This window comes from Kluyvera chengduensis (assembly GCF_044197065.1).
GTDB classification, from domain to species: Bacteria; Pseudomonadota; Gammaproteobacteria; order Enterobacterales; family Enterobacteriaceae; genus Kluyvera; species Kluyvera ascorbata_C.
This window is the reverse complement of record NZ_JBIQOI010000002.1, coordinates 495,607-508,501: the sequence shown is the minus strand read 5'-3', so window position 1 is coordinate 508,501 and position 12,895 is coordinate 495,607. Positions and strand designations below refer to the sequence as shown.

The window sequence follows — 12,895 nt, the reverse complement described above, 5'->3', positions numbered from 1 at the left end:
TGTATCCCTTTCTCTTTATTGACATACCGTCGTCAGTTCTACGACACCGCTTGCTGGCGTGGTCTCCGGCAGTTGCCAGTGGATTTGGCACTGTTCATTGGTGCTATTTCCCCATTTCACCGTGGCCGTACCGCTGTTCTCCATCCCGGAAAGATAGACCTGTCCGTTGTCACCGACGATACTGCTGACGGAGCGGCTATCGGTCACCATTGCACCAAATGGAACCGCCTGGCCGTTGCGCCGGATCAGCGTTATCAACACCCGCTTACCTACGCGGGTATCAAAGCGTGCTCGCACAATCGCGCCACGAGTAGGCGTAATGGTTTGGCTGGTGAGCCCAATATCCGCATCATCCGGCAGGGTTTCAGTGCTCAGGGTGACCGTTCCTTCTCGGTAAGGAGTAACGTAAGGAATAAGGGTGTAACCGCGGAAGTCGGTTCGCACCCCAGTCTGGTTATTCACGGTAACGCCACCTGCGCCCGGCGCTTCGACTAACGCCGATGTTTCTCCCAGCGCCTGGCTGAGGGTGACGCCGTTAGCATGGGCGACGACACCGCCTTCAATGCCGTAGTTAACGCGTTTCTGATCGTTGTCGTAGCTATAGGCGGAGTTGATGCGCGCATAGGTGCCCTGGTAGTCCAGGCTGGCGTACCCACCGTTGCCTACACCGTGGTTGGTTTGGCTCTGTTGTACGCTCCAGTTGAGGTTATCGTGCTCCAGTGCCGAGCCGTTTAACCCCACCGTATGGCTGGTGTCACCTTGCTTACTGGTATTCAGGTTGTAGCTGGCATAGCTGTTGCTTAACCAACGATCGAGCGGGATGCTGACGCTAAGTGAGAAGATCTGATCTTTGTCGTAGGTTTTGTTGTTGTCGGAATCAAGGGTATTGCGGTTATAGCTGTAGTTGAGGTTATACGAAATACCCGCCCAGTTATTGCTGTAGCCGACGCTAAGCGATCGCATTTGTCGGTCGCTATTCCAGTAGTCTTCACTCATTGCCGTGAATGACAGCGAGCCTAGGCGGTCGCCAATATTCTGATTGATTTGGAATTCTGCGCGGTTGCGTCGGCGATCGTTATTAATACGCCATTCGTCATCGCGCCAGGTATCCAGCACCTCTGACAGGGTGTAATAGCCAGAGGTGGAGTAGCGATAGCCTGCAATCGAAAAGTTTGTGCCGGTTTCTACAATGTTTTTGCTGTAGCGTACGCGCCACGATTGACCGATTTGTTTGTCCTGATCTTTTTGTTCAGACCATGCCTGGGTACCGTCGATAGAGATAGCGCCCAGCGTCCCGAAGTTCTTACCCAAACCGGTCAGCAACGATTGATAATGCTGGCTAAACTGGCCACCACCGTAGAGGGTAAACCCGGCGGGCAGGCCATAGATCATCGTGCCCTGAGTAAACAGCTCTTTATCAATATCGCCATCGTAGGGGCGATACTGGCCGCTGGTCAGGCTGTATTTGAGTCGCCCCTCGCGTTGTAATACGGGGAGGGAGGCAAAAGCAACGGTCTGGTGTTGTTCGCTGCCGTCAGCCTCTTTAATCGTGACATCAAGGTCGCCGCTGCTGCCGGTAGGGTACATATCGGTAATTTCGAATGCGCCTGGGGAGACATAGCTTTGATAAATGGTATAGCCATTTTGTTTGATGATGACCTGCGCATTGGTACGGGCGATACCGCGCACCACAGGCGCATAGCCACGCAGACTGTCGGGGAGCATATCGTCATCAGATGCCAGTTGCGCGCCGCGGAACGGTACGCTATCGAACATATCTGAAGGTGCGGTGCTGTCACCCAGCGTCAGTTGACTCTTGAGGGCAATAATATTGCGCTGGGCGTAGGTATACAGCGAATCCCAGCTCTCCTGGGCATTGTCGCCGCTGGTGTTGCGATTCCAGGTACTGTAATTACGAATACGCCATGGCCCGATATTGAGACCGGGGCGTAGGCTTAAATAGTAGCTATCGGAGTCCGTCATATCGTGACGGCGTGCTTCGGTATTGGCGCCGCTAAAGTTGTAGTTCAGCAGCAGGGCGTTGATGCCTTCATCCAGCCGTTCCGGCGCGACATATCCACGCGCGTGGTTACTCACCGCGGCCTGTGGGATAGACAGACGAAGCAACTGTTGGTTGAAGACGAACTCGGCGCTGGCTTGTGGGATCGCGGCGAGAACCGCGCAGTCGCCCGAACCGGCAAGACGCGGGAATTGCTCGGTCCGAATACCGAATTCATGTAGGGTATCAACGCTCAGGCACGGCTGGAGTGATGAATTACCATTGCTGTCCTTGTGCATGATAAAGTCGATGTTATGCGTACCCAGCGAGGTTTTGTTGACCATCACGTCAACGCGATAGTTACCGGGCATTTGTCCCACGCCCTCTTCAAAGGCGGAGAGATCCGTCAGCTCTTGTCCCGGCCCGTCGATACCCAGTAACGCGGGGTTAAAATACTCGCGTGCAAGCGCGGTGGTACTAAAGGGCAGGGCGCACTGTAATGCGATAAAACAGGCGATCTGGCTTAAGGTGATTCTTTTCTGGTGTCCTTCTGCATTCATCCCGATTTCCTTTCGGTATTGGCGTTAGAGGCGAGAGCGGTGTTCATTTCCCACGGCGCCAAAATCGCTAATAATGGTCCACACCACGTCTCCATTAGCTCCCGCGGGCAAGGTAAAACTGGCCGAGCTCATCGGCGCAACGTAGGTAGCCTCTTTCACCGTATTAATGCCGACCTTTAACGTGCTGAAATTCATGTAATACGCAGTAGGGTTAGTGACGGTCAGTGTGCTACCGCTACGCTTCCAGGTAAGCTTTTCGCTCACGTTTTCAGGCTGTTGCGTGAGCGTCTGTGGGCGATAGATGAGCTTAATGCGCGTCTTAACTGCAATTTGCAATGTATTGACGTTTTCCTGTTTTTCGGTAGCCGGAATCGATTTAATGTTCATCCAATACAGCGATTCGCGGTCTTCAGGCAGGTTGTCGCCGGTGCGGATGATGCGTAGGCTATTTTCCTGCCCGCCACCGAGGCGGAATAATGGCGGTGTGACGATAAATGGTGACTTGTCATTGCTTTTCTCACCGGCGTCACTCCAGGACTGAATTAAATAAGATGCTTTGTCTGGGTTTTTGACGCTGATCGAGGTTTCCTTTTTATCACCGTTATAAATAATTCTGGTGCCACCTACGATGATGCCAGCATGAGCCGATGCCATTGATAAACACATCATAGTGACAACGGCTGGAATGAACTTATTCATCTATATCACCTCGATAAATAAAGCCGGCATAACCCGGCTTTATAAATATCCAATTGCACGGAAATAAAAACGTGCGGAGGAATTAGTTGTAGGTCAGGGTAAAGTTAGCGGAGCTATCTGCCGTACCCGCGCCAACGGAAGCTTCGGTGGCGATGTAACGGGCGAAGAAATCAAGGTTGGTTGATTCGGCTTTATCCGCGTTGATGGTGACGGCGTTAGATGCCACACCCAGCGGCAGCTCAGAACCATCGGCATTTAACAGCTGGATAGCAACGCCAGTAGCGATGCCTGCTGTACCATAGCTGGTGAGCTGCAGGTAGTCATTGTTGATGGTGTCTGGTGTGCCGTCATACTTAACGGAAACCGGTTTGCCCAGCAGTTCATCAGGGCAGCCGCTCAGCACCAGCGTGAATGCGGTTGTGGCGGCAGTATCACCTTCACCAGCAAATGCGGTTTTGGCGACTTCACCCAGTTTTACGGTCTGCGGATTGGCGACGGTGCTGTCAACCTGACAGCCTGCTTCAATAATTTTGCCTGTAAAATTAACCTGACCATCCTGTGCCATTACGGTAGAGGCGATTCCCATTGTGGTACAGAATGCAATTGTAGCCAATTTTCCTTTCATTACGTCAGTTCCTTTTTATCAGTTTTACAGCAGTATTCATCAAAATCATCAAGTAATAGATGACTTTGAGTTGTTGGAGAGTAGAATGTGATTACGCTTGTGTTTAATAGTATGTTGGACGTATGGATAATATACGGCGAACATGACGATATTATGTATAAATGTTACGCCCGCGACCATGAATAATATCTTAAGGTGGTGTTAATTTTCTCTAAATATTTATATGGAAAATGTCATTTGGATTAATCGATAAAACTATAAGTGCGATTTATATTTATTTTGTTGATGTAACTTGATGGCAATTAGGTAAAACCCGGCTTTAACGGGCAAAAAAACTTGCGGGCAGGACGTTCACCTGACACTCTGGCAAACTAAAATCTGGAGGGTGAATGTATCTGATTAATGGCGCGTCGTCTGAGCGGGTAGCCGCCAATGACCGAGGCATACAATTTGGTGATGGTTGTTTCACCACTGCGCGCATTGTAGCCGGTAAAATTGCATTATTTCCCCGTCACCTTTCTCGTCTTGAGCAATCCTGCGCTCGTCTGGCTATTCCTTTTACTGAGTGGACTGTGCTGACGGAAGAGATGCAGCGCCTGGCACAATCGCATCAGGACGGGGTGCTTAAAGTCATGATCACTCGTGGTGCGGGTGGCCGCGGTTATAGTGCCGCTGGCTGCCAGCAGCCTACGCGTATGCTTTCTGTCTCCGCTTTTCCGGTGCATTATCACCATTGGCGAGAACGCGGCATTACGCTGGCGCTAAGCCCTGTGCGTCTGGGTCGTAATCCTATGCTTGCCGGGCTCAAACACTTGAATCGCCTTGAGCAGGTACTGATCCGGTCTCATCTTGAGCAGACAGACGCCGATGAAGCCCTTGTCCTTGACAGCGACGGGTGGCTTACGGAATGCTGTGCCGCTAATCTGTTCTGGCGCTGCGGGCAGGATGTTTATACGCCGCGGCTTGATCAGGCCGGGGTGGACGGCATTATGCGGCAATTTATTCTTGCCCAACTGGCACACTCGCCGTTTCGTGTTGTCGAAGTCAATGCGCCGCTGACGGCGTTAGCGCAGGCGGATGAAGTACTCATCTGTAACGCGTTAATGCCCGTTATCCCCGTTCAGCGCTATGCGGAGCAGCAGTGGTCTGCCCGCGAACTTTACCGATATTTAGTCCCACTTTGTGAGTCGCCTGATTAGCATGAAGAAAATGTTACGCGTAGTTTTGTTACTGTTGGTTATCCTCGGCATTGCCGCCGGCGTCGGCGTGTGGAAAGTGCGACAGCTCGCCAGCAGTACGCTCCTGATTAAAGAAGAGATGATCTTCACGCTTAAAACCGGCACCGGAAGACTGGCGCTCGGCGACCAGCTCTATGCGGAGAAAGTGCTCAACCGCCCGCGGGTATTCCAGTGGCTGCTGCGTCTTGAACCTGAACTTTCCCACTTTAAGGCCGGTACCTATCGCTTAACGCCGCAGATGACTGTGCGTGAAATGCTGCAACTGCTGGGCAGCGGCAAAGAGGCGCAGTTCCCACTGCGCTTTGTGGAAGGTATGCGTCTTAGCGATTACCTCAAACAGCTGCGTGAAGCACCGTACATCAAACACACGTTGAGCGATGACAAATACGCCACGGTGGCCGAAGCGCTGAAGTTCGACAATCCGGAATGGGTTGAAGGTTGGTTCTGGCCTGACACCTGGATGTACACCGCCAACACCAGCGATGTGGCTATCCTCAAGCGCGCGCACCAGAAAATGGTCGCGCAGGTTGATAAAGTCTGGGAAGGCCGAGCGGATAACCTGCCGTACAGCGACAAAAATCAGCTGGTGACGATGGCCTCTATCATTGAGAAAGAGACCGCGGTGCCTGAAGAGCGCGATCGCGTAGCGTCGGTGTTTATCAACCGCCTGCGCATTGGTATGCGTCTGCAAACCGATCCGACCGTCATCTATGGCATGGGTGAGAGCTACGATGGAAAGCTTTCCCGTAAGGATCTTGAGACCCCAACCGCGTATAATACCTACACGATTTCTGGCCTGCCGCCGGGCGCTATTGCCAGCCCGGGCGAAGCCTCGCTGAATGCCGCCGCGCATCCGGCCAAAACGCCGTACCTCTATTTTGTGGCTGACGGTAAAGGCGGGCATACGTTTAATACCAATCTTGCGAGCCATAACCGCTCGGTACAGGATTACCTGAAAGTGCTAAAGGATAAAAATGCGCAGTAATTACATCGTCATTGAAGGACTTGAAGGCGCGGGCAAAACCACCGCGCGCGACGTGGTTGTCGAAACGCTTCGCGACCTCGGCGTAAACGACCTGCTGTTTACCCGTGAACCGGGCGGCACCGTGCTGGCAGAAAAACTGCGCAGCCTGGTGTTGGACATCAAATCGGTCGGCGACGAAGTGATTACCGATAAAGCAGAAGTGCTGATGTTCTACGCTGCCCGCGTGCAGCTAGTTGACTCGGTTATCAAACCGGCGCTGGCGAGCGGAAAATGGGTTATTGGCGACCGCCACGACCTGTCCACTCAGGCCTATCAGGGCGGCGGACGCGGTATCGACAGAAAGATGCTGGCGACGCTGCGCGATGCCGTGCTGGGCGATTTCCATCCGAATCTGACCCTTTATCTCGATGTGACGCCGGAAGTGGGCCTCAAACGCGCCCGTGCGCGCGGCGACCTTGACCGGATTGAGCAGGAATCATTGAATTTCTTCAACCGCACCCGCGCGCGCTACCTTGAGCTGGCGGCGGAAGATAGCAGCATCATTACCGTTGATGCCACCCAGCCGCTGGAAAAAGTGATGAGCGATATCCGCGCCGCGGTGACCGCCTGGTTTACGGAGCAGCAGGCATGAAATGGTATCCGTGGTTGCGCCCACCGTTTGAGCAGCTTGTGGCAAGCTATCAGGCTGGACGCGGTCACCACGCGCTGCTGATTCAGGCGCGCGGCGGAATGGGGGCCGACTCACTGGCCTATGCCATCACTCGCTTTCTGATGTGCCAGAATCCCGACGGTCATAAAAGCTGCGGTCAGTGTCATAGCTGCCAGCTGATGCAGGCGGGGACGCACCCGGACTACTACGTGCTACAGCCGGAAAAAGGCAAAAGCACGCTGGGTATTGATGCAGTGCGTGAAACCAGCGAAAAGCTGTATGAGCATTCACGTCTTGGCGGGGCGAAAGTGGTGTGGATTGCCGATGCGGCACTGCTCACCGAAGCGGCGGCGAATGCGCTGTTAAAAACGCTGGAAGAGCCGCCGAAAAATACCTGGTTCTTCCTCGCCTGTGAAGAGCCTGCGCGCCTGCTGGCTACGCTGCGCAGCCGTTGCCGTTTCTACCATCTGGCACCGCCGAGCGAAGCCTATGCGCTGGCTTGGCTCGAGCGCGAAACCAGCCAGCCGCGTGAAATGTTGTTAACCGCGCTGCGCCTGTGTGACCACGCCCCTGCCGCCGCGCTGGAACTGCTGGCGGCGGATACCTGGGGGGCGCGCGAAAAACTCTGTCAGGCGCTGAGCGCTACCTTAATTAGCGGTGACTGGCTGGCGCTTTTACCGTCGCTGAACCATGATTCAGCCGTGGCGCGCCTGCACTGGTTCTCGTCGCTGCTGCTGGATGCCCTGAAGCATCAGCAGCGGATCACGCGTCTGACCAATGCCGATAGCATCGACCTGGTGAATCAGCTGGCAAACGCGCTGTCGGCATCGCGCCTGCAGACGATTGCCGCCGATGCCTGCACCTGCCGTGAGCAGCTGCTGAGCGTCACCGGGCTGAACCGAGAATTGATCCTCACCGAGCGCCTGCTGCGCTGGGAACAGTATTTGCAACCTGGTGCGGTACTGCCAGTATCCCACCTCTAAGAGAGACACCATGTTTTTAGTCGACTCGCACTGCCATCTTGATGGCCTTAACTATGAATCCCTGCACAAAGACGTTGACGATGTGATGGCGAAAGCCGCCGCGCGCGACGTCCGTTTTGCCCTTGCGGTTGCCACCACCATACCGGGTTATCGCAGCATGCGTGAGCTGGTGGGCAACCGCCCGGAAGTGGTCTTCTCCTGCGGCGTTCATCCGCTGAACCAGGATGAGCCGTACGACGTAGAAGAACTGCGCCGTCTGGCGGCGGAAGAGGGCGTTGTCGCCATGGGCGAAACGGGGCTGGACTATTTCTATACGCCGGAGACGAAAGCGCAGCAGCAGCTCTCGTTCCGCCAGCACATCCAGATTGGCCGCGAGCTGAACAAACCGGTTATCGTTCACACCCGCGACGCGCGTGCTGATACCCTGGCTATCCTGCAGGAAGAAAAAGTGACGGATTGCGGCGGTGTACTACACTGTTTCACTGAAGATAGAGAGACGGCGGGTAAGCTACTGGATATGGGCTTCTATATCTCGTTTTCCGGCATTGTCACTTTCCGTAATGCGGAGCAGCTGCGCGATGCTGCACGCTACGTGCCGCTGGACAGGCTGCTGGTCGAAACCGATTCACCGTACCTGGCTCCGGTTCCGCATCGTGGCAAAGAGAACCAGCCGGCGATGGTGCGAGACGTCGCTGAATACATGGCTGTGCTTAAGGGCGTAAGCCTTGAACAGCTTGCCCAGCAGACGACCGATAACTTTGCGACCCTTTTCCACATCGAGCCTTCCCGCCTGCAATCTGCCTGATTTCTTAGCTTATTTTATTGCTCGTAATTAATGGTTAAAGCGAGTACAGTTCACCGCCATAAAAGTGGCGGTGAATGTTATTTCTGAAACATAAAGACACTTTTTGTGTAAAGAAGATTAAGATTTCGCGCCATAGCTCTTTGAAACGTGATAGCCGTCAAACAAAAACGGAGTGAATTATTTTACTCTGTGTAATAAATAAAAAGGGCACTTAGATGTCCTGTCCCTGGTGAGTCTCTCCCCTCTCACCAATGCGTGAAAACGTAGATATACACAACGTGTATAACAAAAGTACAAATACTCAGGAGCACTCCTAATTATGTTTAAGAATGCATTTGCTAACCTGCAGAAGGTCGGTAAATCGCTGATGCTGCCGGTTTCCGTGCTGCCTATCGCAGGTATCCTGCTGGGCGTCGGTTCCGCAAACTTCAGCTGGCTGCCAGCCGTCGTTTCTCATGTTATGGCAGAAGCAGGCGGTTCTGTTTTTGCTAACATGCCGCTTATCTTCGCTATCGGTGTGGCATTAGGCTTCACCAATAACGATGGCGTATCCGCACTCGCCTCAGTCGTCGCTTATGGCATCATGGTGAAAACCATGGCTGTGGTTGCGCCACTGGTGCTGCACTTACCGGCTGAAGAAATCACCGCTAAACACCTGGCTGATACCGGTGTTCTCGGCGGTATTATCTCCGGTGCAATTGCTGCATACATGTTCAACCGCTTCTACCGCATCAAGCTGCCAGAATATCTGGGCTTCTTTGCGGGCAAGCGCTTTGTTCCGATCATCTCAGGTCTGGCCGCTATCTTTACCGGCGTGATCCTGTCCTTCATCTGGCCGCCAATCGGTACTGCTATCCAGACCTTCTCTCAGTGGGCTGCTTACCAGAACCCGGTTGTCGCGTTTGGTATCTACGGCTTCATCGAGCGCTGCCTGGTGCCGTTCGGTCTGCACCACATCTGGAACGTTCCATTCCAGATGCAGATTGGTGAATACACCAACGCCGCAGGTCAGGTATTCCACGGTGATATCCCTCGCTACATGGCAGGCGACCCGACTGCGGGCAAACTGTCCGGCGGCTTCCTGTTCAAAATGTACGGCCTGCCGGCTGCTGCGATTGCCATCTGGCACTCTGCTAAGCCAGAGAACCGTGCAAAAGTGGGCGGTATCATGATCTCCGCAGCGCTGACCTCGTTCCTGACCGGTATTACCGAGCCGATCGAGTTCTCCTTCATGTTCGTTGCGCCGATCCTGTACATCATCCACGCGATTCTGGCTGGTCTGGCGTTCCCGATCTGTATCCTGCTGGGTATGCGTGACGGCACTTCCTTCTCTCACGGCCTGATTGACTTTATCGTACTGTCCGGTAACAGCAGCAAACTGTGGCTGTTCCCAATCGTCGGTATTTGCTATGCGATCGTCTACTACGTTGTCTTCCGCGTGCTGATTAAAGCACTGGACCTGAAAACCCCAGGTCGTGAAGATAACACTGAAGACACCAAAGCAACCGCAACCAGTGAGATGGCTCCGGCGCTGATTGCAGCCTTCGGCGGTAAAGAAAACATCACGAACCTTGATGCATGTATCACCCGTCTGCGCGTGAGCGTGGCCGACGTAGCGAAAGTTGATCAGGCTGGCCTGAAAAAACTGGGCGCTGCCGGCGTGGTCGTTGCAGGTTCCGGCGTTCAGGCGATTTTCGGTACTAAATCCGATAACCTGAAAACCGAGATGGACGACTATATTCGTAATCACTGATTGATTACGAGGTCGTAAAATTGGGGAGACTAAGGCAGCCGAATGGCTGCCTTTTTTATGTCTGTGAGATGGGAGTCAATCCCGGCGGCGCTTCGCTTGGCCGGGCTACAGGTTCTATGTAGCCCGGGCGAGGCGTGCATCCGCCGACCCCGGGAAACATCAGTATCAGAAATCGTAGCTTGCCGAGATAGAAACGTTCATTGGCGCGCCGTAGACCAGGTACGAGCCCACGTAATCGTAGTACTTCTTATCAAACAGGTTATTGATGTTAGCCTGTAGAGCAAACTGTTTGGTCACCTGATAGCGGCTAAACAGATTCACCAACCCATAGCTGCCCTGTTCGATATAGGCGGCACCTTTCGGACCGTCGCTTACGTTGTTCCAGATCTTATTCTGCCAGTTAACGCCGCCACCAACCGTCAGCTCAGGAACCATTGGCAACTGGTAGCGGGTGAATAGCTTGAGCGTGGTACGAGGCTGATCGGAACTCACCGCTTTGCCGTCTTTATCTTCTGCTACGTAGCGGGTTGCGCCAAAGGTCAATTGCCAGTTATCGGTCAGCGCGCCGTTCAGCTCGAACTCAACCCCTTTACTGACCACACCATCCAGCGATTCATAGATAGACTCGCCGCTTGGCAACTGATCGTAAGTGCTGCTTGCCACATGATCTTGTTCAATGCGGAATACTGCCAGTGAGGTTGTCAGGCGAGTATTAAACCAATCTGCTTTCACCCCAGCTTCATAGCTCTTGCCAGTGGTTGGATCAAGGTAGCGACCGTTAGCATCGCGCTTATCCTGAGGTTGGAAAATGGTGGTGTAGCTGGCGTAGGCGGACCAGGTGTCATTGATGTCATAAACCAGTCCTGCGTATGGCGTTACGTCGCTCTTGGTGCTTTCAAGGTGGGTAGACGGTGCGCCAGCTGGATTATAGCGGATGTTGTAGTTGGTATAGCGAGCCCCCAGGATCAGGTTCAGCGGGTCTGCCAGCGAAATACGTGTAGAGGTGTAGGCCGAGGACTGACGAATATCGTCTTTGCTATAGAGTTTCCACGGTGTCCACTGAGGGTCGGCAATGTTGCTGTTCCAGTTATTGAAGCTGCCCACGTCAACCATTGTACCCGCGGTGGCAGGCATAGAGTTATCGTAATGGTTTCGCTGGCGGCTGAAGCTACCGCCAAACATCAGCTCATGGCGACGACCAAACAGCTCATAGCCACCGCGCAGGAATGCATCCACCGCATCCTGTTTACGCTCTCCACGGTTCCAGCCGCCGTAGCCCACCATACCATCGCCAGTATCTTTGTCGGGATACCCGTACATGTACATCATTTTGGTATCGAAATTGGTTTCGGTATGCATGCCGTTGATGTGGGCTTCCCAGCCGCTGTCGAAGCGCTGAGTAAAGTTGGCAAACACTTTCTTACTGTCTTTATCGGAGTAGGCCCAGTTTGGCGCAACGGTGTCGCTACGATCGTAGTGCGTTCTGCTACCGTCACTGTACCAGGTCGGTAGCCCGCCCCAGGTTGGGTCATCGGTATTGCTCTCCTGATACTCGTAGCCCACCGACAGCGTCGTCATGTCGGTCAGGTCGGCATCCACCACGCCGTAGAGGAATTTTTTCTGATAGTGATAGTTATCCATCCAGGAGTCGTTGTCCTGATAACCCGCAATCATGCGCCCACGTACGTTACCGGACTCAACCAGCGGCGCCTGTAGATCCAGTACATAACGCTGCTTGTCCCAGCTACCATAGCTTGCCGAAACGTTGCCCTGGAACTCGCGGCTGTCGGCATGTTTGCGCACCATATTGACGTAGGCTGAGGGGTTACCAGAGCCGCTCATCAGGCCGGTTGCACCACGAACGACTTCAATACGGTCGTAAATCGCGGTATCGGTGGTGGTGTCACCAAAGTTCCACACTTCGCTTATTGAGGTTGGCAGATCGTCGTAGGCATAGTTGCTAACGAAAAAGCCACGGGAGTAGAACACGGTACGGTCGCTATCCTGCACTTGTGCGGTTATGCCGGTGGTGTTGGTTAAGACTTCGCCAATCGAATTCAGACTCTGATCTTTCATACGCTGCTGGCTAACCACGCTGACGGACTGCGGAATATCGCGCGGGATCAGCAGAAGCTTAGTACCGGTCGTCGTGGTTTTAACACTGTAGTCCTGCTGCTGTGAGTCTGGGCTGGTTTGATCGCTGCCTTCAACGATGATGGTATCGTCTTTGGTATCGGTATCAGCAAGCCCAAGATGGGGATAAAGCGCGAGTGCAATGCCGACGGCTAGCAAAGAGGGGGCGGTACGGTTATCCCGGGTAGTGGAAATGAAAGACATGGTAAACCCTTAATATAACGAGTGTTGTTGTGTTCCGTAGCTCTGTGTCCACGGTCAATGAAATATGCCACTGCGCACTTGAAAGTAAATGCAAACGAGAAATATACGCATTTTTATTCATATGTAAACAAAAGTACGTCGCGAAATGGTAGGAAATGAAACGGTTTTTCAGTGGGCGGGTTTAGAGGCGCTCAGGGAGATTGCCCGGTGGCGCTGCGCTTACCGGGCCTATATCAGCAGGGGAGTTAGCCGGGTAAGCGTC

Annotated in this window: 10 protein-coding genes; 6 read left to right on the top strand and 4 right to left on the bottom strand. The window is 53.6% G+C overall.

Annotation, left to right across the window (positions count from 1 at the left end):
- Window positions 1–15 precede the first annotated feature (15 nt).
- From ACH1XZ_RS08085 to ACH1XZ_RS08075, 3 genes are all read right to left on the bottom strand, one after another.
- Window positions 16–2,559 (bottom strand): fimbria/pilus outer membrane usher protein, encoded by a 2,544-nt coding sequence (locus tag ACH1XZ_RS08085; RefSeq protein WP_395595120.1) that lies wholly within the window; start codon window positions 2,557–2,559, stop codon window positions 16–18.
- 24 nt (window positions 2,560–2,583) lie between these two features.
- Window positions 2,584–3,258, bottom strand: coding sequence for a fimbria/pilus periplasmic chaperone (locus ACH1XZ_RS08080; protein WP_395595119.1), 675 nt, complete (start codon window positions 3,256–3,258; stop codon window positions 2,584–2,586).
- Window positions 3,259–3,340: 82 nt separating this feature from the next.
- Window positions 3,341–3,883: a fimbrial protein gene (locus ACH1XZ_RS08075; RefSeq protein ID WP_395595118.1), complete on the bottom strand. Its 543-nt coding sequence runs from the start codon at window positions 3,881–3,883 to the stop codon at window positions 3,341–3,343.
- Window positions 3,884–4,272: 389 nt separating this feature from the next.
- Between ACH1XZ_RS08075 and pabC the strand changes: the two genes are divergently transcribed.
- The 6 genes from pabC (at window position 4,273) to ptsG (ending at window position 10,296) form a co-directional block, all read left to right on the top strand.
- Complete coding sequence (gene pabC / locus ACH1XZ_RS08070) at window positions 4,273–5,082, top strand: aminodeoxychorismate lyase (protein ID WP_395595117.1); 810 nt, start codon at window positions 4,273–4,275, stop codon at window positions 5,080–5,082.
- A gap of 1 nt (window position 5,083) precedes the next feature.
- Window positions 5,084–6,106, top strand: coding sequence for a cell division protein YceG (gene yceG, locus ACH1XZ_RS08065; protein ID WP_395595116.1), 1,023 nt, complete (start codon window positions 5,084–5,086; stop codon window positions 6,104–6,106).
- On the top strand, window positions 6,096–6,737 hold the full coding sequence (gene tmk, locus ACH1XZ_RS08060; protein ID WP_395595115.1) for a dTMP kinase: 642 nt from the start codon (window positions 6,096–6,098) through the stop codon (window positions 6,735–6,737). Before yceG ends, tmk begins: the two co-directional genes overlap by 11 nt.
- On the top strand, window positions 6,734–7,738 hold the full coding sequence (holB, locus tag ACH1XZ_RS08055) for a DNA polymerase III subunit delta' (RefSeq protein ID WP_395595114.1): 1,005 nt from the start codon (window positions 6,734–6,736) through the stop codon (window positions 7,736–7,738). The genes tmk and holB overlap by 4 nt, the downstream gene beginning before the upstream one ends.
- Window positions 7,739–7,748: 10 nt before the next feature.
- Window positions 7,749–8,543 (top strand): metal-dependent hydrolase, encoded by a 795-nt coding sequence (locus tag ACH1XZ_RS08050; protein ID WP_395595113.1) that lies wholly within the window; start codon window positions 7,749–7,751, stop codon window positions 8,541–8,543.
- A 319-nt stretch (window positions 8,544–8,862) separates the two neighbouring features.
- Window positions 8,863–10,296 (top strand): PTS glucose transporter subunit IIBC, encoded by a 1,434-nt coding sequence (ptsG, locus tag ACH1XZ_RS08045; RefSeq protein ID WP_220440298.1) that lies wholly within the window; start codon window positions 8,863–8,865, stop codon window positions 10,294–10,296.
- Between the two features lie 165 nt (window positions 10,297–10,461).
- Here ptsG and fhuE read toward each other — a convergent pair whose 3' ends face one another.
- The gene (gene fhuE, locus ACH1XZ_RS08040; protein WP_395595112.1) at window positions 10,462–12,633 is read right to left on the bottom strand and encodes a ferric-rhodotorulic acid/ferric-coprogen receptor FhuE; all 2,172 of its coding nucleotides are present in this window, start codon (window positions 12,631–12,633) and stop codon (window positions 10,462–10,464) included.
- Window positions 12,634–12,895 lie beyond the last annotated feature (262 nt).

Coding starts and splice junctions, on each gene's coding strand:
- ACH1XZ_RS08085 (WP_395595120.1), bottom strand. CDS start 2,559: ATGAATGCAGAAGGACACCAGAAAAGAATCACCTTAAGCCAGATCGCC.
- ACH1XZ_RS08080 (WP_395595119.1), bottom strand. CDS start 3,258: ATGAATAAGTTCATTCCAGCCGTTGTCACTATGATGTGTTTATCAATG.
- ACH1XZ_RS08075 (WP_395595118.1), bottom strand. CDS start 3,883: ATGAAAGGAAAATTGGCTACAATTGCATTCTGTACCACAATGGGAATC.
- pabC (WP_395595117.1), top strand. CDS start 4,273: ATGTATCTGATTAATGGCGCGTCGTCTGAGCGGGTAGCCGCCAATGAC.
- yceG (WP_395595116.1), top strand. CDS start 5,084: ATGAAGAAAATGTTACGCGTAGTTTTGTTACTGTTGGTTATCCTCGGC.
- tmk (WP_395595115.1), top strand. CDS start 6,096: ATGCGCAGTAATTACATCGTCATTGAAGGACTTGAAGGCGCGGGCAAA.
- holB (WP_395595114.1), top strand. CDS start 6,734: ATGAAATGGTATCCGTGGTTGCGCCCACCGTTTGAGCAGCTTGTGGCA.
- ACH1XZ_RS08050 (WP_395595113.1), top strand. CDS start 7,749: ATGTTTTTAGTCGACTCGCACTGCCATCTTGATGGCCTTAACTATGAA.
- ptsG (WP_220440298.1), top strand. CDS start 8,863: ATGTTTAAGAATGCATTTGCTAACCTGCAGAAGGTCGGTAAATCGCTG.
- fhuE (WP_395595112.1), bottom strand. CDS start 12,633: ATGTCTTTCATTTCCACTACCCGGGATAACCGTACCGCCCCCTCTTTG.